This is a genomic window from Mycolicibacterium vulneris, from assembly GCF_002104765.1.
Classification (GTDB): Bacteria; Actinomycetota; Actinomycetes; order Mycobacteriales; family Mycobacteriaceae; genus Mycobacterium; species Mycobacterium vulneris.
In genome coordinates this window covers 105,810-126,036 of record NZ_NCXM01000007.1, presented here as the reverse complement: position 1 = coordinate 126,036, position 20,227 = coordinate 105,810, and the positions used below count along the sequence as shown (strand labels likewise).

General features: G+C 67.1%; 17 protein-coding genes and 1 pseudogene. 8 read left to right on the top strand and 10 right to left on the bottom strand.

All coding sequences use genetic code 11. From position 1 onward, the window contains the following. Positions 1–14 precede the first annotated feature (14 nt). Together B8W69_RS32195 and B8W69_RS08765 are read right to left on the bottom strand one after the other, a co-directional pair. Positions 15–873 (bottom strand): annotated as a pseudogene (locus B8W69_RS32195) (Rossmann-fold NAD(P)-binding domain-containing protein). 6 nt (positions 874–879) lie between these two features. Then, positions 880–1,623 (bottom strand): TetR/AcrR family transcriptional regulator, encoded by a 744-nt coding sequence (locus B8W69_RS08765; RefSeq protein WP_085289443.1) that lies wholly within the window; start codon positions 1,621–1,623, stop codon positions 880–882. Positions 1,624–2,011: 388 nt separating this feature from the next. On the opposite strand from B8W69_RS08765, the gene gap reads away from it, so the two are divergent. From gap to B8W69_RS08730, 7 genes are all read left to right on the top strand, one after another. Then, positions 2,012–3,031 carry a type I glyceraldehyde-3-phosphate dehydrogenase gene (gap, locus tag B8W69_RS08760; RefSeq protein WP_085289442.1) on the top strand — a complete coding sequence of 340 codons (1,020 nt, stop codon included), beginning with the start codon at positions 2,012–2,014 and terminating at the stop codon, positions 3,029–3,031. A gap of 3 nt (positions 3,032–3,034) precedes the next feature. After that, positions 3,035–4,276 carry a phosphoglycerate kinase gene (locus tag B8W69_RS08755; RefSeq protein ID WP_085289441.1) on the top strand — a complete coding sequence of 414 codons (1,242 nt, stop codon included), beginning with the start codon at positions 3,035–3,037 and terminating at the stop codon, positions 4,274–4,276. A 14-nt stretch (positions 4,277–4,290) separates the two neighbouring features. Continuing rightward, positions 4,291–5,076 (top strand): triose-phosphate isomerase, encoded by a 786-nt coding sequence (gene tpiA / locus B8W69_RS08750; RefSeq protein ID WP_085289440.1) that lies wholly within the window; start codon positions 4,291–4,293, stop codon positions 5,074–5,076. A gap of 43 nt (positions 5,077–5,119) precedes the next feature. Then, the gene (gene secG, locus B8W69_RS08745) at positions 5,120–5,353 is read left to right on the top strand and encodes a preprotein translocase subunit SecG (protein ID WP_085289439.1); all 234 of its coding nucleotides are present in this window, start codon (positions 5,120–5,122) and stop codon (positions 5,351–5,353) included. A gap of 52 nt (positions 5,354–5,405) precedes the next feature. Continuing rightward, the gene (ppc, locus tag B8W69_RS08740; protein ID WP_085289438.1) at positions 5,406–8,213 is read left to right on the top strand and encodes a phosphoenolpyruvate carboxylase; all 2,808 of its coding nucleotides are present in this window, start codon (positions 5,406–5,408) and stop codon (positions 8,211–8,213) included. Between the two features lie 75 nt (positions 8,214–8,288). After that, positions 8,289–9,080: a bestrophin-like domain gene (locus B8W69_RS08735; protein ID WP_085289437.1), complete on the top strand. Its 792-nt coding sequence runs from the start codon at positions 8,289–8,291 to the stop codon at positions 9,078–9,080. A 107-nt stretch (positions 9,081–9,187) separates the two neighbouring features. Continuing rightward, positions 9,188–10,174 (top strand): aldo/keto reductase, encoded by a 987-nt coding sequence (locus tag B8W69_RS08730; protein ID WP_085289525.1) that lies wholly within the window; start codon positions 9,188–9,190, stop codon positions 10,172–10,174. Position 10,175: 1 nt separating this feature from the next. Here B8W69_RS08730 and B8W69_RS08725 read toward each other — a convergent pair whose 3' ends face one another. The 7 genes from B8W69_RS08725 to tkt are packed head-to-tail and all read right to left on the bottom strand — an operon-like array spanning position 10,176 to position 18,015. Beyond that, positions 10,176–11,105 carry a histone deacetylase family protein gene (locus tag B8W69_RS08725; RefSeq protein ID WP_085289436.1) on the bottom strand — a complete coding sequence of 310 codons (930 nt, stop codon included), beginning with the start codon at positions 11,103–11,105 and terminating at the stop codon, positions 10,176–10,178. A gap of 20 nt (positions 11,106–11,125) precedes the next feature. Further along, entirely contained in the window at positions 11,126–11,524 is a 399-nt protein-coding gene (locus tag B8W69_RS08720) for an ATPase (protein WP_085289435.1), read from the bottom strand. Between the two features lie 53 nt (positions 11,525–11,577). Continuing rightward, a complete protein-coding gene (gene pgl, locus B8W69_RS08715) occupies positions 11,578–12,333 on the bottom strand; it encodes a 6-phosphogluconolactonase (protein WP_085289434.1) in 756 nt (251 codons plus the stop codon). Then, positions 12,330–13,241 (bottom strand): glucose-6-phosphate dehydrogenase assembly protein OpcA, encoded by a 912-nt coding sequence (opcA, locus tag B8W69_RS08710; RefSeq protein ID WP_085289524.1) that lies wholly within the window; start codon positions 13,239–13,241, stop codon positions 12,330–12,332. The genes pgl and opcA overlap by 4 nt, the downstream gene beginning before the upstream one ends. After that, positions 13,241–14,785, bottom strand: coding sequence for a glucose-6-phosphate dehydrogenase (gene zwf / locus B8W69_RS08705; protein WP_085289433.1), 1,545 nt, complete (start codon positions 14,783–14,785; stop codon positions 13,241–13,243). The genes opcA and zwf overlap by 1 nt, the downstream gene beginning before the upstream one ends. Continuing rightward, positions 14,782–15,900, bottom strand: a complete 1,119-nt coding sequence (gene tal / locus B8W69_RS08700; RefSeq protein WP_085289432.1) for a transaldolase — start codon at positions 15,898–15,900, stop codon at positions 14,782–14,784. Before tal ends, zwf begins: the two co-directional genes overlap by 4 nt. A 15-nt stretch (positions 15,901–15,915) precedes the next feature. After that, complete coding sequence (gene tkt / locus B8W69_RS08695; RefSeq protein ID WP_085289431.1) at positions 15,916–18,015, bottom strand: transketolase; 2,100 nt, start codon at positions 18,013–18,015, stop codon at positions 15,916–15,918. 255 nt (positions 18,016–18,270) lie between these two features. Here tkt and B8W69_RS08690 point away from each other — a divergent pair, with 255 nt between their 5' ends. Further along, the gene (locus tag B8W69_RS08690; protein ID WP_085289430.1) at positions 18,271–19,197 is read left to right on the top strand and encodes a heme o synthase; all 927 of its coding nucleotides are present in this window, start codon (positions 18,271–18,273) and stop codon (positions 19,195–19,197) included. A 49-nt stretch (positions 19,198–19,246) separates the two neighbouring features. On the opposite strand, the gene B8W69_RS08685 is transcribed toward B8W69_RS08690, so the two are convergent. Continuing rightward, positions 19,247–20,221 carry a quinone oxidoreductase family protein gene (locus B8W69_RS08685; protein WP_085289523.1) on the bottom strand — a complete coding sequence of 325 codons (975 nt, stop codon included), beginning with the start codon at positions 20,219–20,221 and terminating at the stop codon, positions 19,247–19,249. Positions 20,222–20,227 lie beyond the last annotated feature (6 nt).

The following is a 20,227-nucleotide window of genomic DNA, read 5'->3' as shown; positions in this document are numbered from 1 at the left end:
CGATATCGATGAGCTTACCCCGATTCGCGGCCGCCGCGTGCGCGACGAGCATGCGGATATTGGGTACGCCGATTTTGGAAGGGCAGGATTTTCGGATTCAGCACAGTCCCGTCGAGGATCTCGATCGCCCGACGCACCGTTCGATCGGCCTGTCACGCGTCACGCCCGGCGATCACGGTCGCTAGGTAGGGGAGCAGCGCCCCGCTGATCTCCCAGGTCGCCGAATCCCACAGGTAGGAAGGGCTGTGATCGACCGCGTAGCAGGTGACGTTCGCCCCGACGGAAAACGTCGGTCGCGCAAACGAGGTGGGGAGTGCCCAGATTAAACCCATTGTCTCATCACAGGATACGTCGATTATGAGGCTGTTCGGCCGTAGTGCGGCGAGGTCGTCGTCGCCCCGGAAGATGAGTGCTGCGTTGCTATCCTGCAACACGCAGTTGACGAGAATGTCGCGCTGGGCAAGGAATCCGGCGAGCGGCACTCTGCCTGCCCGCAGCCGGCGACCGTAGGTACCCGACCAACTGACGATAGACATGGCATGCAGCACCGAGTAATAACCCGCGATCTCGTTGTTCTTATGGAACACATGCAATTTGAACGAGCTGTTGCGGCTCCACAGGTTCATCGACTCGAACGCGATCAGCGTCTGTCGACGCTCGATGGCGCGCTGCGTCAGCTCCTCGTCTTGCACGCAGTGCGGCCAGCCCCCAACACCTGGCCGCTGCGAAGATCGGCCCCCGCTACCCCGCTTCGAGATAGATGCTTGCGCGAACATCGGCATGCATCCGGTGGAAATGGTGTGGATGGATCGGCAGACGGCGCTCGTTGTGCTTACGAGTCGCACTGATGACACCGAGACGCAGTTGACCCATGCCCGCCTACTTCCTCACGCGCTTGCGGGCCGAACGCCGTGGCGCTGCCACGGTGGCGTTTAGACCGATGAACAACAGATCCAGGGCGCGGTCTAGTTCGGCTGCACCGTTATAGGAGCCCAGTGCTGAGGCCAGCGCACGCACCTGAGGGAACTCGGTGATCGCCAGCCGGTGCAACCCGAGGCGCAGCACATCATCGGACTCCTCGGGCCGCTCGACGACCTCCTGCAACTCGGTGAGGATATGGCCATACAGGTAGCCGAACAGCACCCGGTAAATGTGTAGCGCGTCGACTCCGCTGAAGCCCACCGAAGTGAGCAGCGCAACGACGTCCTCCAATGGCCGCAGCATACCCGGCGGCCGCTGCCCCAGCGGCGTGGCTAGTGGTCGAGTCACCAACAGCGGCACCACGTTCGGGTGCGCCAGGGCCAGTCGGCGGAAGTCATGCGCCACCGCGCGCAGCTGCCCGGCCCAGTCCGCGTCTGCGGTGTCCACCCGCAATTGGCCCAGCACGATCTCGGCGACCCCGTCGAGCAGCGCCGCCTTGTTCGGCACATGCCGATAGATCACCGTCGGATCCCGACCCACCGCCTCACTCAGGCGCCGCATCGACAATCCATCCACACCGTCACGATCGACCAATCGCAACGCACACTGCAAAACCACTGACCGGCTGACCGGGCCGTGTTCCGGGCGGTTGTCGACGGACGGATCAGGTCCGTCAGCGGCAACTGTCGGTTGCTTCGCCATCGTGGGCGTCCCGTTCCTCTATATGTATGTGCCTCGGTTTGCGCCGTCTCATCCTAACGCCGCGTGCCAACGTTGTTGACGTGCAGCGTGCAGCGTGGGGAAGGGTGTGCGGGAGGCGGCCTGTACGGGCTTCCACCCGCAAGCCCAGCCTCCACCCGTGCGGCCGCGGGCGCGGCGCTGGGCTGGGCCCGCAAGCACAATCCAGGGTGATGTTCAGCACACGATTTGACCTGTACCGATGGTCATCCTGCAAGGGCAGTGGTCCGCACTCTGACCGGCGCGGCAACCCTTTGTGCCGCTGATCTAGGCTGACCACAGGCACTGTGCGGCGGACATGCAAAGGCACAGCGAAGACGACACAGAAAAGAAAAGACGACAGGAGAGACAAGTGACGGTCCGAGTAGGTATCAACGGCTTCGGTCGCATCGGGCGGAACTTCTACCGGGCCTTACTGGCCCAACAGGAGCAAGGCACCGCCGACATCGAGGTGGTCGCGGTCAACGACCTCACCGACAACGCCAGCCTGGCGCACCTGCTGAAGTTCGACTCCATCCTGGGCCGCCTTCCCCACGACGTCAGCCTCGAGGGTGACGACACGATCGTCGTCGGCAGCAAGAAGATCAAGGCGCTCGAGGTCAAGGAAGGCCCGGCGGCGCTGCCCTGGGGCGACCTGGGCGTCGACGTCGTCGTCGAGTCCACCGGCATCTTCACCAACGCGGCCAAGGCCAAGGGCCACCTGGACGCCGGCGCCAAGAAGGTGATCATCTCCGCTCCCGCCACCGACGAGGACATCACCATCGTGCTGGGCGTCAACGACGACAAGTACGACGGCAGCCAGAACATCATCTCCAACGCCTCGTGCACCACGAACTGCCTCGGCCCGATCGCCAAGGTCCTCAACGACGAGTTCGGCATCGTCAAGGGCCTGATGACCACCATCCACGCCTACACCCAGGACCAGAACCTGCAGGACGGGCCGCACAAGGACCTGCGCCGGGCCCGCGCCGCCGCGCTGAACATCGTGCCGACCTCCACCGGCGCCGCCAAGGCCATCGGCCTGGTGCTCCCGGAGCTGAAGGGCAAGCTGGACGGGTACGCGCTGCGGGTGCCGATCCCCACCGGCTCGGTCACCGACCTCACCGCCGAGCTGAAGAAGTCCGCCACCGCCGACGAGATCAACGCCGCGATGAAGGCCGCCGCCGAGGGACCCATGAAGGGCATCCTGAAGTACTACGACGCGCCGATCGTGTCCAGCGACATCGTCACCGACCCGCACAGTTCGATCTTCGACTCCGGCCTGACCAAGGTGATCGACGACCAAGCCAAGGTGGTGTCCTGGTACGACAACGAATGGGGCTACTCCAACCGCCTCGTCGACCTGGCCGCCCTGGTCGGCAAGTCGCTGTAAACCGTGGCTGTCCACACTCTGAAAGACCTTCTCGCCGAGGGGGTTTCCGGGCGCGGCGTGCTGGTGCGCTCCGATCTGAATGTGCCGCTCGACTGGTCCGGTTCGCAAGGCAAGATCACCGATGCCGGGCGCATCACCGCCTCGGTGCCGACGCTGAAGGCGCTGGTCGATGCGGGCGCCAAGGTGGTGGTCACCGCGCACCTGGGGCGGCCCAAGGGGGGACCCGACCCGAAGCTGTCACTGGCGCCCGTCGCCGCGGCACTCGGTGAGCAGCTCGGCCGCCACGTGCAGCTGGCCGGCGACGTCGTTGGCACCGACGCGCTGGCGCGCGCCGAGGGCCTGACCGACGGCGACGTCCTGCTGCTGGAGAACATCCGCTTCGACGCCCGCGAAACCAGCAAGGACGACGGCGAGCGGCTGGCGCTGGCCAAGCAGCTGGCCGAATTGGTCGGGCCGACAGGAGCTTTCGTCTCCGACGGCTTCGGCGTGGTGCACCGCAAGCAGGCCTCCGTGTACGACATCGCCACCCTGCTGCCGCACTACGCCGGCACGCTGGTGGCCGACGAGATCCAGGTGCTCGAGCAGTTGACCAGCTCCACCAAGCGCCCCTACGCGGTGGTGCTGGGTGGGTCGAAGGTGTCCGACAAGCTCGGCGTCATCGAGTCGCTGGCCACCAAGGCCGACAGCATCGTGATCGGCGGCGGGATGTGCTTCACCTTCCTTGCGGCGCAAGGGCATTCGGTGGGCAAGTCGCTGCTGGAAACCGAGATGGTGGACACCTGCCGTCGACTGCTGGACACCTACCACGACGTCCTGCGGCTACCGGTGGACATCGTGGTTGGCGAGAAATTCGCCGCCGACGCGACGCCGCAGACCGTGGCGGCCGGGGCGATTCCCGACGACGCGATGGGCCTGGACATCGGGCCCGGTTCGGTGAAGCGGTTCGCGGCCCTGTTGTCCAACGCCAGCACCGTCTTCTGGAACGGCCCGATGGGCGTGTTCGAGTTCCCGGCGTTCGCCGCGGGCACCAAGGGCGTCGCCGAGGCGATCGCCGCGGCCACCCGCAAAGGCGCGTTCAGCGTGGTGGGCGGCGGGGACTCCGCGGCCGCGGTGCGCGCGCTGGGCATCCCCGAGGGCGACTTCTCGCACATCTCCACCGGTGGGGGAGCGTCGCTGGAATACCTTGAGGGCAAGACGCTTCCGGGCATCGAGGTGTTGAGCCGACCCCAGCCCGACCACAACTAGGGAGGCCCTGAGTCGTGAGCCGCAAACCGCTGATCGCCGGCAACTGGAAGATGAACCTCAACCACTTCGAGGCCATCGCGCTGGTGCAAAAGATCGCGTTCGCGTTGCCGGACAAGTACTACGACAAGGTGGACGTCACGGTGCTGCCGCCGTTCACGGATCTGCGCAGCGTGCAAACCCTCGTCGACGGCGACAAGCTGCGGTTGACCTACGGCGGGCAGGACCTGTCCGAGCACGACTCGGGCGCCTACACCGGCGACATCAGCGGCGCCTTCCTGGCCAAGCTGGGTTGCAGGTTCGTCGTCGTCGGGCACTCCGAGCGGCGGACCTACCACCACGAGGACGACGCGGTGGTGGCCGCCAAGGCCGCCGCGGCGCTCAGGCACGAATTGACCCCCATCGTCTGCATCGGCGAGCACCTGGAGGTCCGCGAGGCGGGAAACCACGTCGTCCACTGCGAGGAACAGCTGCGCGGTTCGCTCGCCGGGCTGTCCGCCGAACAGCTCGGCAAGGTCGTCATCGCCTACGAACCGGTGTGGGCCATCGGCACCGGGCGGGTGGCCAGCGCGGGCGACGCCCAGGAGGTCTGCGCGGCGATCCGCAAGGAACTGGCCGCGCTGGCGTCACCGCAAATCGCCGAGAACGTCCGGGTGCTCTACGGCGGCTCGGTGAACGCGAAGAACATCGGCGAGCTGGTCGCCCGCGACGACATCGACGGCGGTCTGGTCGGCGGCGCGTCCCTGGACGGCGAGCAGTTTGCCACGATGGCGGCGATCGCCGCCGGTGGGCCCCTTCCATAGGGGGGTGCCCTGAGAACCACCCCGCCCCGGTAGGCTGGCCGTCATGCAGTTGGCTTTGCAGATCACGCTGGTCGTTACCAGCATCCTGGTGGTGCTGCTGGTGCTGCTGCACCGCGCCAAGGGTGGTGGCCTGTCCACGCTGTTCGGTGGCGGTGTGCAGTCCAGCCTGTCCGGCTCCACGGTGGTGGAAAAGAACCTGGACCGGCTGACGTACTTCGTCACCGCCATCTGGCTGGTGTGCATCGTCGGCATGGCGCTGCTGATCAAGTACCGCTGACCGCTGATCTGTCGACGGGCGGACGCTGACATCCGCATCGATACTGGGTCCCATGGTTGAGGCATCCGAGGGCACGCTGGAACCGATCGGCGCCGTACAGCGCACCCTGGTCGGTCGTGAGGCGACCGAACCGATGCGGGCCGACATCAGGCTGCTGGGCGCCATCCTGGGCGACACCGTCCGCGAGCAGAACGGGCACGAAGTGTTCGAGCTCGTCGAACGCGCCCGGGTGGAATCGTTCCGGGTGCGCCGCTCCGAGATCGACCGCGCCGAGCTGGCGCGGATGTTCGATGGCATCGACATCCGTCAGGCCATCCCGGTCATCCGCGCGTTCAGCCACTTCGCCCTGCTCGCCAACGTCGCCGAAGACATCCACCGGGAGCGCCGCCGGGCGATTCACGTCGCCGCCGGCGAAGCGCCGCAGGACAGCAGCCTGGCCGCGACCTACGCCAAACTCGACCGGGCGCAACTGGATTCGGCTACCGTCGCCGGCGCGCTGAAGGGCGCGGTGGTGGCCCCGGTGATCACCGCGCACCCCACGGAGACCCGCCGGCGCACCGTCTTCGTCACCCAGCACCGGATCACCGAGCTGATGCGGCTGCGCGCCGAGGGGCATCAGGAGACCGACGAGGGCCGCAATATCGAACTCGAGCTGCGCCGCCAGGTCCTGACGCTGTGGCAGACCGCGCTGATCCGGTTGTCGCGGCTCCAGATCACCGACGAGATCGAGGTGGGGCTGCGCTATTATGCCGCGGCATTCTTCAGGGTGGTCCCGCAGGTCAACGCCGGGGTGCGCGACGCGCTGCGGACACGCTGGCCCGACGCGGACCTGCTGAACCAGCCGATCCTGCAGCCCGGATCCTGGATCGGCGGCGACCGCGACGGCAATCCGAACGTGACGGGCGACGTGGTGCGCCAGGCCACCGGCAACGCCGCGTTCACCGCGCTGGCGCACTACTTGGCCGAACTGACCGCCCTGGAACAGGAGCTGTCGATGTCGGCGCGCCTGGTCGCGGTCACCCCCGAGCTGACCGAGCTGGCCGAGGGCTGCGGCGAGAAGGCCCGCGCCGACGAGCCGTACCGGCGCGCGGTGCGGGTGATCCGCGCCCGGCTCACCGCGACGGGCGCCCAGATCCTGGACCGGCGACCGCAGCACGAGCTGGACCTGGGGTTGACGCCGTACGCTGCCCCGGCTGAGCTGCAGGCCGACCTGGACACCATCGATGCGTCGCTGCGCGCGCACGGCAGCGCACTGCTGGCCGACGACCGCCTGGCGCTGCTGCGAGAAGGCGTGCGGGTCTTCGGGTTTCATCTGTGCGGCCTGGACATGCGGCAGAACTCCGACGTGCACGAGGAAGTGGTCGCCGAGCTGCTGGCGTGGGCGGGGGTGCATCCGGATTACGGTTCGCTGCCCGAAGATGAGCGGGTCGAGCTGTTGGCCGCCGAACTGGCCACCCGCCGGCCGCTGGTCGGAGACCGCGCGGAACTGTCCGAGCTGGCGCACAAAGAGCTGGGCGTGGTACGCGCGGCCGCGCACGCCATCGAGCGCTACGGGCCGTCCGCCGTACCGAATTACGTGATCTCCATGTGCCGTTCGGTCTCCGACGTCTTGGAGGCCGCGATCCTGCTCAAGGAGGCGGGCCTGATCGACGTGTCCGGAGATGCGCCGTACTGCCCGGTGGGCATCTCGCCGCTGTTCGAGACCATCGACGATCTGCACAACGGTGCGACGATCCTGCACGCGATGCTCGAACTCCCGATCTACCGCGCGCTGGTGGCCGCGCGCGACGACAGCCAGGAAGTGATGCTGGGCTATTCCGACTCCAACAAGGACGGCGGATATCTGGCCTCCAGCTGGGCGGTGTACCGGGCCGAGCTGGCCCTGGTCGAGGTGGCGCGCAAGACCGGAATCCGGTTGCGGCTCTTCCACGGTCGCGGCGGCACCGTCGGCCGCGGCGGCGGCCCGAGCTACGAAGCCATCCTGGCGCAGCCGCCCGGGGCGGTGAACGGCTCGCTGCGGCTCACCGAGCAGGGCGAGGTGATCGCCGCGAAATACGCCGAACCGCAAGCGGCGCAACGCAACCTGGAGAGCCTGCTGGCCGCCACGCTGGAATCGACGCTGCTGGATGTAGAGGGATTGGGCGACGCGGCGGAGCCGGCGTATGCGGTGCTCGACGAGGTGGCCGTGCTGGCGCAGCGTGCCTATGCCGAGTTGGTGCACGACACACCGGGTTTCGTCGACTACTTCATGGCCTCCACGCCGGTCAGCGAGATCGGTTCGCTGAACATCGGCAGCCGGCCCACCTCACGCAAACCCACCCAGTCCATCTCGGACCTGCGCGCCATCCCGTGGGTGCTGGCATGGAGTCAGTCGCGGGTGATGCTGCCCGGCTGGTACGGCACCGGGTCGGCGTTCGAGCAGTGGATCGCGGCGGGCCCGGAAAGCGAAAGCGAGCGGGTGGACATCCTGCACGAGTTGTACCAGCGCTGGCCGTTTTTCCGCAGCGTGCTGTCGAATCTGGCCCAGGTGCTGGCCAAGAGTGACCTCGGCCTGGCGGCGCGCTACGCCGAACTGGTGGACGACGAGGAGTTGCGGCACCGGGTGTTCGACAAGATCGTCGACGAGCACCGCCGAACCATCGCCATGCACAAGCTCATCACCGGTCAGGACAACCTGCTGGCCGACAACCCGGCGCTGGCGCGTTCGGTGTTCAACCGTTTCCCGTACCTCGAGCCGTTGAATCACCTGCAGGTGGAGTTGCTCCGCCGCTACCGGTCCGGTGATGACGACGAATTGGTGCAGCGCGGCATTTTGCTGACGATGAACGGACTGGCCAGCGCGCTGCGAAACAGCGGCTGATAACCCCCGAATCGGTCACCGGCCCGGCCCGCTCGCGAATACCCTGAATCGACGCGACGCCGACCGAGGAGAGCAGTGAGCGGATCCGGACTACCCCTGTGGCTCTTTCTGGTTTCTGTCATCGCCGTGGCGATCGCGATCGCAGTGGGCTCCATCTGGCTGGGAAACCGCATCCTGCCGATGCAGCGCTACGGCAAGGACCCGAACCCGGCGATCGCCTCGTTCCTGACCGTCGTCGGGTTCATCTACGGCGCCCTGCTGGGCTTCACCGTGGTGGCCACCTGGGAACACTTCTCGTCCACCCAGGTAGTCGTGTCCGGCGAGGCGTCGGCGCTGACGACGATGTACCGGCAAACTGTCGCGATGCCCGAACCGGAGCGCACCGAAGTTCAGGAGCTGTTGCGTAAGTACGCGAGCGCGGTGGCGGGCCCGGAGTGGAACAAGCAGCGCAACGACGGCGCGCGCGCCGCGATCACCCGGATGTATCGCACCGTCGGGCGCCAGCAGCCCAATATCGCGGCCAAGCCGATCAATCAGCAATTCCTCAACCAGTTGAGCGAGCTGGCGTCCGACCGTAACGAGCGGATCGTGGGCACCAAGCCGCGGATACCCGCCCTGATGTGGGCGGGCCTGATCTTCGGTGCGGTTGTGCTGGTTGCGTTTACGGGTTTCCTGCGGATGGGCAGCACCGTCGGCCACGTCATCGTGTCCGGCACGGTCGCGGTTCTGCTGGGTGTGCTGCTGTGCGTCGTGTTCCAGCTCGATCACTCGTACGCGACCGATCAGCGCATCACGTCCGGGCCGTTCCAGCACGCACTGGACATTTTCGACTCGGTCGACAACGACAGCCGCTACTTCCCGCGCTGAGCATTGACGTTGCGGGCCGCGGCATCGGCCTGGTTATGGTTGAGTTCGGGGGCTCGGCCGCACCGGCCGCATACGCAGTGGACGTCTATGCAACGGGGAGGTTGCCATTGAAGACCATCACATTCGGCAAGACGGGGCTCGAGGTTTCCCGGTTGGCGTTCGGTACCTGGGAGTTTTGTAGTGACTGGGGCCATGCCGACGAGGAGGCCGCGATCACCATGATCCGCAGCGCCCGCGAGCTCGGCATCAACTTCTTCGACACCGCGCAGCAATACGGGTTCGGCGCGTCCGAACGCCTGCTGGGCAAGGCCCTTCGCGACGACCTGAAGAAGTCTCGGGACGAGGTGGTGATCGCCACCAAGGGCGGCCTGCGGGCCACCGGCAACGGCCTGGTTCGCGACGGCAGCCGGAAATGGCTGCGCGAAGGCGTGGAGTCCAGCCTGAACGCACTGGGCATCGACCACATCGACGTCTACCTGGTGCACTGGCCCGATCCCAACACCCCGGCCGCCGACACCGCCGGGGCACTCGCAGAACTGGTGTCGGAAGGCAAGATTCGCCATGTGGGTGTGTCGAACTACGACACCGCGCAGGTGCGCGAGTTTTCCGAGACGCTGCCGGTGGAAGTGGTGCAGCCGCCCTACCACCTGTTCCGCCGCGATATCGAGGACGAGCTGCTGCCGTATGCGCGCGAGCACGACATCGGGGTGATGGTGTACGGGCCGCTGGCGCACGGTCTGCTGACCGGCACGATGAAGGCCGACACCAGTTTCGCCGCCCAGGACTGGCGCGGCAAGAGCGACATCTTCAGCGGCGACGGCTACCTGCGCAACCTGGAAGTCGTTGCGCGCCTTGAGGCTCTGGCCGCCGGCCTGGGCGTGACGATCAGCCAGCTGGCGATCGCGCGGGCCATCGCGCAGCCGGGTGTCCACGTGGCCATCGTCGGTGCCCAGCACCTGCAATACCTGCAGGAAAGCGCCCGCGCGGCCGACGTCACGCTGTCCGAAGGCGATCTCGTCGCCATCGACGAGATCCTGGGGGCGGCGACGCCGGTCGGCGGCCCGTACCCCGAGATGCACCAGAAGGCAAGTTAGCTCAGCCCTTCAGCAGTTCGCCGACGTGCTCGGTGACCGAATCGGTCAGGCCCTGCAGGTCGTAGCCGCCCTCGAGCACCGCCACCAACCGGCCGTCGCACAGCTTTTCGGCTGACGTCATCAATTCCCTGGTGACCCAGGCGAAGTCGGCGGCCGTCATGGTCAGCGAGCCGAGTGGATCGCGTTCGTGGGCGTCGAAACCTGCCGAGACGATGATCAGCTCGGGCGAAAACGCTTGCAACGCAGGCACTATCCGGTCCTGGAACGCCGTGCGCAATTCGGCGCCTCCGTCACCGGGCGTCAGCGGCGAATTGAAGATGTTGCCCACGCCGGTTTCTCGAGCCGCGCCGGTCCCGGGAAACAGCGGCATCTGATGCGTGGACGCATAAAGCACACTCGGGTCGGAGTAGAAGATCTGCTGGGTGCCGTTGCCGTGATGGACGTCGAAATCGACGATGGCTACCCGCATCAGCCCGTGCTTGCGCTGTGCATGACGCGCCCCGATGCTGACGTTGTTGAACAGGCAGAAGCCCATGGCCCGCTCGGTCTCGGCGTGATGACCCGGCGGGCGGCACGCGACGAAGGCATTCTGGGCGTCCCCGGCCAGCACCCGGTCCACAGCCTGCAGCGTGGCGCCCACCCCACGCAACGCCGTGTCCCAGGTCGAGGGCTCCATCATGGTGTCGCCGCCGTCGAGGTAGACGTAACCCTCGTCGGGTCGCGCGGCTTCCAGCGCGTCCACGTAGCGATTGGAGTGCACGTAGCGGGTCGTCGCCAGGTCGGCCGGCTCGGCCTGCTCGCGCACCAGGGCGTCGAACTGCGGCCGGCTCAGCGCCGCCTCCACCGCGCGGTACCGGTCGGGCCGCTCCGGATGGCCGGGAGCCGTCCGATGGTCGGCGAAGGCGGAGTGATGCAGCAGCAAGGTGGCCATCGAGGGTCCTGCCGAGGCGGCTACTGGATGGTCCGGTTGCGCAGCCTGTCCACGAAGCCGCGCACCGCATGCTCGGTGATCGCCAGCGGGGAGATCATGGTCTCGCCCACCCGCACCATGTCGTCGACCCGCGCGACGATGGCTTCCACCGGCTCGACCAGCACGATCAGCCGCTTGGCCAGGTCGTCCAGGCTGGTCATGGTGCCGTCCAGGTGATCCAGGCCCGCCTCCAGGCGCTCGACCGTGGCGTTCAGGGCGGAAAGGGAACTGCTGAGCTCCTTCATGGTGGTGCTCAAACCGTCGAGGACGTCTTCGACCTGCTCCACCGTCTTGTCGGCGTTCAACGCGGCCTGGGTGAGCGTCTTGATCCGGCTTCGCTCTTGCCCCCCGCGCACGGTTCTGTCTGCCATGTCCGTCATTATGACCCGGCCCGGGTCGGGCGGGAGCCCGAAGGCAGCTACCGCGTCGAACGCTAGCTTTGGCTCGAAGACCGCGACGGCAGCTTGGCCGCGGCGTCCTCGTCGAGCAGCCATCGCGTGGTTTCCTGCCCGACAGCCCCGGCGGCCGGCACGTTGACCGGTGCGGCGCCACCGATGGCGGCGGCCACCGCGTCGGCCTTGCCACCGCCGGAGACCATCAGCCAGACTTCGCGCGAACGTGCAATGGCGGGCAGCGTCAAGGTGATTCGTTGCGGCGGCGGCTTGGGGGAGTCGTCGACCGGCACCACCATGCGGGTGTTCTCGAGTACGGCCGGGGTATCGGGGAACAGCGAATTGATGTGACCCTCGGGTCCCATGCCCAGCAGGTGCACATCGAAGTTCGGAGCCGGCTCGCCGGGCGCGGCATTGGCGGCCAGCAGCTGCTCGTAGGCCAGCGCCGCGGCGGCCAGGTCGTTGCCGAATTCCCCGTCACTGGCCGGCATCGGGTGCACCTGGCTGGACGGTATGTCGACCTGGGAGAGCAACGCGGCGCGTGCCTGCTTGTCGTTGCGCTCGTCGTCGTCCTCGGGGACGTAGCGTTCGTCGCCCCAGAACAGATGCACCTTCGACCAGTCGATGTCTCGTCCCACCAACGACCGCAACAGGCCGATGCCGTTGCCGCCGCCGGTCAGCACGACGAGCGCTCGACCCCGCTCCGCCACGGCGTTCGCGATGGTGTCGGTCAGCCGCGCGGCGGCGGCTTCCACCATGGTCTGGCTGTCCGGGAAAATTTCGATGCTGGTGCTCACACGTATTGCACTTTCTCAATGCCTTCGAGCGCTGATTGGTAAATTTCGTCGGGATCCAGTCGACGCAGGTCTTCGGCCAGGCACTCACCGGTTTCCCTGCGCGCCAAGGGGAGTAGGGCGTCCGGCCGGGAGGTCCGGCTCAACGTGGCCGTCCTTCCCTCCTGCGGCCGGCTCAAGACGATGGTCTCGCTCCTGCGTTGCAGTTCGACCTTGAGCTCGCCGACCGCCCGGCGCACCGGGCCGTCGATCCGGCTCGCCAGCCATCCCGCCAGGACGTCCAGGGCAGGCTCGGTTGCCAGACCGGACACCAACGCCGACTCGATCGGTTCGTGCGGCGTCAGGTCGACGGCGGAGGTGAGCAGCGCACGCCAGTAGGTGATGCGCGCCCAGGCGAGGTCGGTGTCACCCGCGGTGTATCCGGGCAGCCTGCTCTTGATCGCCGACAACGGGTCGACGCCGTTGGTGGCGTCGGTGATGCGACGAATGGCCAACCGTCCCAACGGGTCTTGTGCGGGCACCGCGGGCGCAACATCGGGCCACCAGACCACCACCGGGATGTCGGGCAGCAGGAAGGGGGTGACCACGCTGGCGGCGTGACCGGCCAGCGCCCCGGACAGCCGCAGCACCACGACTTCGCCGGCTCCGGTGTCTCCGCCCGCGCGCAGCTGCGCATCCAGCCGCGGTTTGTCCGCGTACGGATTGCCCCGCATCGTCACGATGATCCGGCTGGGGTGCTCATGGCTGGCGTCGTTGGCCGCCTTCAGCGACTCTTCGAAGATTGCCTCGCTGTCCGGCGCGATGATCAGGGTCAGCACCCGGCCCATCGCGACGGCGCCGACCTTTTCCCGCAATTCGTCGAGCTTCTTGTTGACCGCCGTTGTGGCGGTGTCCGGCATGTCGATGATCATCAGGGCCGCCGCCATTCCCGGCCGGTGCGGCGCAGCATCTCGAAGGCCGATTCCGGGCCCCAGCTGCCCGCCTCATAGGGTTCGGGCTTACCGCCGGCCGCCCAATTTTTGAGCACGGGATCGAGTATTTCCCAAGCCAATTCGACCTCTTCGTTGACCGGGAACAACGACGGCTCGCCCAGCAGCACATCAAGGATCAACTGCTCGTAGGCCTCCGGCGATTCCTCGGCGAACGCCGAGCCGTAGGAGAAGTCCATGTTGACGTCCCGGACCTCCATCGCGGTGCCCGGCACCTTGGAGCCGAACCGCAGCGTGACGCCCTCGTCGGGCTGCACCCGGATCACCATGGCGTTGGCCCCCAGCTCGTCGGTCATGGTCGCATCGAACGGCAGGTGCGGCGCCCGCTTGAACACCAGGGCGATCTCGGTCACCCTGCGGCCCAGCCGTTTTCCGGTGCGCAGGTAGAAGGGCACCCCCGCCCAGCGGCGGGTGTCCACCTCGAGCGTGATGGCGGCGAACGTCTCGGTGGTCGAGTCCTTGGCGAACCCTTCTTCGTCCAGCAGCCCGACCACCTTCTCGCTGCCCTGCCAGCCCGCGGTGTACTGGCCGCGGCTGGTGGTCTCGTCGAGGGGTTCGGCGAGGTGGGTGGCCGAAAGCACCTTGATCTTCTCGGCTTGCAGCGCCGACGGGCTGAAGCTGACCGGCTCTTCCATCGCGGTGAGCGCCAGCAGCTGCATCAGATGGTTCTGGATGACGTCGCGCGCGGCGCCGATGCCGTCGTAGTAGCCGGCCCGGCCACCCAGACCGATGTCCTCGGCCATGGTGATCTGCACGTGATCGACGTAGTGCGCGTTCCAGATCGGGTCGAACAACTGGTTGGCGAACCGCAGCGCCAGGATGTTGCGGACCGTCTCCTTGCCCAGGTAGTGGTCGATCCGGAACACCGCCTCCTCGGGAAAGACCGCGTTGACCGCCTTGTTCAGGGCCTGCGCGCTTTCCAGGTCGTGACCGAACGGCTTCTCGATGACCACCCGGCTCCACCGCTCGCCCTGCGGGCGCGCTAAACCCGACTTGTGCAACTGCTCGCACACCACCGGGAAGGACTTGGGCGGAATGGCCAAATAGAAGGCGTGGTTGCCGCCGGTGCCGCGCTCGGCGTCCAGCTTGTCCAGCGTCTCGGCCAGCCGGCCGAACGCCTCGTCGTCGTCGAAAGCGCCTGGCACGAAACGGAATCCCTCGGCCAGCCGATCCCAGTTCTCCTGCCGGAAGGGGGTGCGGCAGTGTTCCTTGACCGCCTCGTACACCACGTCGCCGAAATCCTGCGTGCTCCAATCCCGGCGGGCGAAGCCCACCAGGGAGAAGCTGGGCGGCAGCAGCCCGCGATTGGCCAGATCGTAAATGGCCGGCATGACCTTCTTGCGGGCCAGGTCGCCGGTGACGCCGAAGATCACCATCCCGCACGGCCCCGCGATCCGCGGGAGCCGCTTGTCGCGCTTGTCCCGCAATGGGTTATGCCATTGTTGCGTGGTGCGGGCTGGACTCATTTGGAGGCGGAACCCAGCTGCTTCTGTGTTTCCTCAAGCAGCTCGTTCCAGGAATCCACGAACTTCTCCACGCCCTCCTTCTCCAGCACCTTGAAGACGTCGGTCAGGTCAATACCGATCTGCTCCAGTTTGTCGAACACCGCCTGCGCCTCCCCGGCGGTGCCGGTGACCGTGTCACCCCTGATCTCACCGTGGTCGGCGACGGCGTCAAGTGTCTTCTCCGGCATGGTGTTCACCGTGTTGGGCGCCACCAGCTCGGTGACGTAGAGGGTGTCGGAGTAATTGGGGTTCTTGACGCCGGTGGACGCCCACAGTGGTCGCTGCACCCGGGCGCCGTCGGCCTTGAGCGACTCGTAGCGATCGCCGCCCTCGAAGACCTCCTGGTAGGCCGCGTAGGCTAGGCGTGCGTTGGCCACTCCGGCCTGCCCCAGCAGCGACTTGGCGTCCTCCGAGCCGATCTTCTCCAGCCGCTTATCCACCTCGGTGTCCACCCGAGACACGAAAAACGATGCGACGGAATGGATTTTCGAAATGTCATGCCCTGCCTCGCGTGCCTTCTCCAGGCCGGCCAGGTAGGCGTCCATCACCTGGCGGTGCCGCTCGACGGAGAAGATCAACGTGACGTTGACCGAAATGCCTTCCGCGAGAACGGCGGTGATCGCGGGGATGCCGGCCTTGGTCGCTGGAATCTTGATGAACAGGTTCGGCCGGTCGACGATCTTCCACAGCTCGACGGCCTGGGCGATGGTCTTGTCGGTCTCGGCGGCCAGCCGCGGATCGACCTCGATGGAGACCCGTCCGTCGACGCCGTCGGAGGCCTCCCACTCCCGTTTGAGCACGTCGCACGCGTTGCGCACGTCGTCGGTGGTGACGGTGCGGATGGTGGCGTCCACATCAGCGCCCCGCTCGGCCAGCTCCGCGATCTGGTCCTCGTAGGCGTCGCCCTCGGCGAGCGCCTTCTGGAAGATCGACGGGTTGGTGGTCACGCCGACAACGCATTTAGTGTCGATCAGCTCCTGTAGGTTCCCGGACTGCAGCCGCTGGCGCGACAGGTCATCCAGCCAAACGGACACTCCCGCGGCGGACAGCGCCGCGAGGTTAGGGTTCTGAGTCATGTGAATCGCCCTCTCTCAGTTATCGACTACCTGTTCCGCGGCGGCCGCGACGGCTTCTGCGGTGAAACCGAATTCACGGAACAACGTTTTGTAGTCGGCGGATTCGCCGTAATGCTCGATCGAGACGATCCTGCCGGTGTCGCCCACGAGTTTGTGCCAGGATTGCGCGATGCCCGCCTCTACGGCCACCCGGGCCGACACGGTCGGCGGCAGCACACTGTCGCGGTAGTCCTCGGGCTGCGACTCGAACCATTCGACGCACGGCATGGAAACCACCCGCGCGACAATATCCTTGCCCGCCAACAACTTCTGCGCATCAACCGCGAGCTGGACCTCCGAGCCGGTGGCGATCAGTACCACGTCGGGGTCTTGGCCGGACTCCTCGCCGTCCGAGCCCAGGATGTAGCCGCCCCGGGCGACGCCCTCGGCGCTGGTGCCCTCGAGGGTCGGCACATTCTGGCGAGTCAGGATCAGGCCGACCGGGCCGCTGCCGTTGCCACGAGCCAGGACCGTGTGCCAGGCGTAGGCGGTCTCGTTCGCATCGGCCGGGCGCACCACCGACAGGTTTGGGATTGCCCGCAGCGCCGCCAGGTGCTCGATCGGCTGATGGGTCGGGCCGTCCTCGCCGAGACCGATGGAGTCGTGGGTCCACACGTAGATCGTGTCGATGTCCATCAACGACGCCAGGCGCACCGCGGGCCTCATGTAATCGGAGAACTGCAGGAACGTGCCACCGTAGGCGCGGGTTGGGCCGTGCAGCACGATGCCGGACAGGATGGCGCCCATCGCGTGTTCGCGAACACCGAAATGCAACGTACGGCCGTACCAGTGCGCGGTGTATTCCTTGGTTGAAATGGACGGCGGCCCAAAGGAATCGGCGCCCTTGATGGTGGTGTTGTTGCTGCCCGCCAGGTCGGCCGAACCGCCCCACAGCTCCGGCAGTTTCGGTCCGACCGCGTTGAGCACTTCATTGGAGGCCTTGCGGGTGGCGATCGGGTCGGAGCCTGGTTCCCAGTGCGGCAGGTCGGCGTCCCAGCCGTCGGGCAGCTCCTCGGCCGTCAACCGGTCCAGCAGCGCCTTGCGTTCGGGTTGCCCCTGCGCCCAGGCGTCGAAATCCGCCTGCCATTTCTCGTGCGCTTCCTTGCCGCGGTCCACCAGCTTGCGGGTGTGGGCGAGCACCTCGTCGCGCACCTCGAACGTCTTGTTGGGATCGAAGCCCAGGATCTCCTTGACGGCCGCGACTTCCTCGTCGCCCAGCGCCGCGCCGTGCGCCTTGCCGGTGTTCATCAGCTTGGGCGCGGGGTAGCCGATGATGGTGCGCAGCGAGATGAACGACGGCCGGTCGGTGGCCGCCTTGGCGTTGGCGATGGCCTCCTCGATCGCGACGACGTTCTCGCCGCCCTCCACCTCCTGTACGTGCCAGCCGTAGGCGCGGTAGCGGGCGGCGGTGTCTTCGCAGAGCGCGATGTTGGTGTCGTCCTCGATCGAGATCTGGTTGTGGTCGTAGAAGACGATGAGATTGCCCAGTTGCTGCACGCCCGCCAGTGACGACGCCTCGGAGGTGACGCCCTCTTCGATGTCGCCGTCGGAGGCGATCACGTAGATGAAGTGGTCGAACGGACTGGTGCCCGGGGCGGCGTCGGGATCGAACAGGCCGCGCTCGTAGCGCGCGGCCATTGCCATGCCCACCGCAGACGCCAGGCCCTGTCCGAGCGGGCCGGTGGTGATCTCAACGCCCTCGGTGTGCCGGAACTCCGGGTGCCCGGGTGTCTTGGATCCCCAGGTGCGCAGCGATTCGATGTCGGAGAGCTCTAACCCGAAACCACCCAGGTACAGCTGGATGTACAGCGTCAAACTGCTGTGCCCGGCCGACAGCACGAAGCGGTCGCGGCCTAGCCAGTGGGTGTCGCTGGGGTCGTGGCGCATTGCCCGCTGAAACAGGGTGTAGGCCAGCGGCGCCAGGCTCATCGCCGTCCCGGGATGGCCGTTGCCGACCTTTTGCACCGCGTCGGCGGCGAGCACCCGAATGGTGTCGACGGCAGCCGAGTCGAGTTCGGTCCAGTCGTCGGGAAGGTGCGGTTGGGTCAGCGTAGAGATCTCTTCGAGTGTCGTCACAGACTCAGTCCTTGGGTCATCGAGCTGATCAATCCCACCCTAGTGTGGGAGGGCCGGCTCTTGCAGCGCAGGATTTCGGGTACCCACGGCCGGCAGGTGTGAAAATTACGCGCCCGTCGAAAGCGCTTAACATTCAGTTCGGAAGTCTGCGAAAAATCGGCCGTGTTGGACCCGCGGGCGGGCCATCGCCATAACGCGGTCTACCATCTTGTGTAGTAGATGCTGCGCGCCGCTGCGACCCCAAGGAGTTATTGCGTGAGCGTTCGCGGGCGCGCCGCGCCGAGCCGATTGCCAAGCCGGATACAAGCCACCGTGCTGGCGTATCTGGCGCTGACCAAGCCGCGGGTCATCGAACTGCTGCTCGTCACCGCCATCCCGGCGATGCTGCTGGCCCAGCGCGGCACAGTGAACCCGCTGCTGATCTTCAACACCCTGATCGGCGGGATGCTGGCCGCCGGCGGCGCCAACACCCTCAACTGCGTGGCCGACGCGGACATCGACAAGGTGATGAAGCGCACTGCGCGGCGGCCGCTGGCCCGTGCGGCGGTGCCCACGCGCAACGCCCTGGTGCTCGGCCTGGTGCTGACGGTGGCTTCGTTCGTCTGGCTCTGGTGGACGACGAACCTGCTGTCCGGGCTGCTGGGCCTGGCGACGATCGCGTTCTACGTGTTCGTCTACACGCTGCTGCTCAAGCGCCGCACCTCGCAGAACGTGGTGTGGGGCGGCGCGGCCGGCTGCATGCCGGTGATGATCGGCTGGTCGGCAGTCACCGGCACCATTCAGTGGCCCGCGCTCGTGATGTTCGCCATCATTTTCTTCTGGACGCCGCCGCACACCTGGGCGTTGGCGATGCGCTACAAGGATGACTACAAGGCGGCGGGCGTGCCGATGCTGCCGGCCGTGGCGACCGAGCGTCAGGTGACCAAGCAGATCCTGATCTACACCTGGCTGACCGTGCTGGCCACGCTGGCGCTGGCGCTGGCGACGGGGTGGCTGTACGCGGCCGTCGCCGTGGTCGCCGGGGTGTGGTTCCTGACGATGGCCCACCAGCTCTACGCCGGGGTCCGCGCCGGCGAGCCGGTCAAGCCGCTGCGGCTGTTCCTGCAGTCGAACAACTATCTGGCCGTGGTGTTCTGCGCATTGGCCGTGGACTCGGCCATCGGGCTGCCGCACCTGTTCTGATCTTCGGCCACACGGGCCCCTCCGACGGGGCTCGCGTGACCATGCCGGTTCAGGGCAGCAGCACGATCGAGCCCGCCGTCTTGCGAGCCTGCAGATCCTGGTGGGCGCGGGCCGCCTCGGCCAGCGGGTAGCGCCCGCCGACCGCGACGGTGATGTCGCCACCGGCGATCGCGGCGAACAATTCCTCTGCCCGCCAACTGAATTCCTGGCCGGTGCGCACGAAGTGCGCCAGCGACGGCCGGGTCAAAAACACCGAGCCGGCGGCGTTGAGGCGCTGCGGGTCGATCGGCGGAACGGGCCCGCTGGCTGCGCCGAACAGCGCCAGCGTGCCCCGGATGGCCAGGCTGGCCAGGCTGGCGTCGAAGGTGGTCGCGCCCACGCCGTCGTACACCGCGGCCACGCCGGCGCCGTCGGTCAACGAGCGAATCCGCTCGCCGAACGCTTTCGCGTCGTCGGGGTAGGGGAGCACCTCGTCGGCGCCCGCCTGCCGGGACAGCCGCTCTTTGTCCGGGGTGGAAACCGTGGTGATCACCCGCACACCGAGCAGACGGGCCCACTGCGTCAGGATCAGGCCGACGCCGCCCGCCCCGGCGTGCACCAGCACCGTGTCGCCCGCCTGCACCGGATAGACCGACTTCAGCAGGTAATGGGCCGTCAGCCCCTTCAGCAGCGCGGAGGCCGCGACTTCGGCCGTCACGCCGTCGGGCACCTTGGCAGTCAAATGAGCTGGGGCCGTGGCATATTCGGCATATCCACCGGACGCCGCGGCGCTCACCACGCGGTCGCCGACGCGGAACCCCTCGACGCCGTCGCCGAGGGATTCGATGGTGCCGGCCAACTCCGAGCCGAGGATGAACGGCAACTCCCGCGGGTACTGCCCGGAGCGGAAGTAGATGTCGATGTAGTTGACGCCGATGGCCTCGGCCTTGATCAGCACCTCGCCCGGCCCGGGCGTGGGCGTGGGCGTATCGACGTAGCGCAGCACCTCGGGGCCGCCGGTCTCGCTGATCTCGATTGCGTGCATCTGCTT

Bases quoted from the DNA above. Each gene is read 5' to 3' on its own strand.
- tal (WP_085289432.1), bottom strand. From the start codon at position 15,900: ATGACTCAGAACCCTAACCTCGCGGCGCTGTCCGCCGCGGGAGTGTCC.
- secG (WP_085289439.1), top strand. From the start codon at position 5,120: ATGCAGTTGGCTTTGCAGATCACGCTGGTCGTTACCAGCATCCTGGTG.
- B8W69_RS08765 (WP_085289443.1), bottom strand. From the start codon at position 1,623: ATGGCGAAGCAACCGACAGTTGCCGCTGACGGACCTGATCCGTCCGTC.
- zwf (WP_085289433.1), bottom strand. From the start codon at position 14,785: ATGAGTCCAGCCCGCACCACGCAACAATGGCATAACCCATTGCGGGAC.
- opcA (WP_085289524.1), bottom strand. From the start codon at position 13,241: ATGATCATCGACATGCCGGACACCGCCACAACGGCGGTCAACAAGAAG.
- B8W69_RS08720 (WP_085289435.1), bottom strand. From the start codon at position 11,524: ATGACGGACATGGCAGACAGAACCGTGCGCGGGGGGCAAGAGCGAAGC.
- ppc (WP_085289438.1), top strand. From the start codon at position 5,406: ATGGTTGAGGCATCCGAGGGCACGCTGGAACCGATCGGCGCCGTACAG.
- B8W69_RS08685 (WP_085289523.1), bottom strand. From the start codon at position 20,221: ATGCACGCAATCGAGATCAGCGAGACCGGCGGCCCCGAGGTGCTGCGC.
- B8W69_RS08725 (WP_085289436.1), bottom strand. From the start codon at position 11,105: ATGGCCACCTTGCTGCTGCATCACTCCGCCTTCGCCGACCATCGGACG.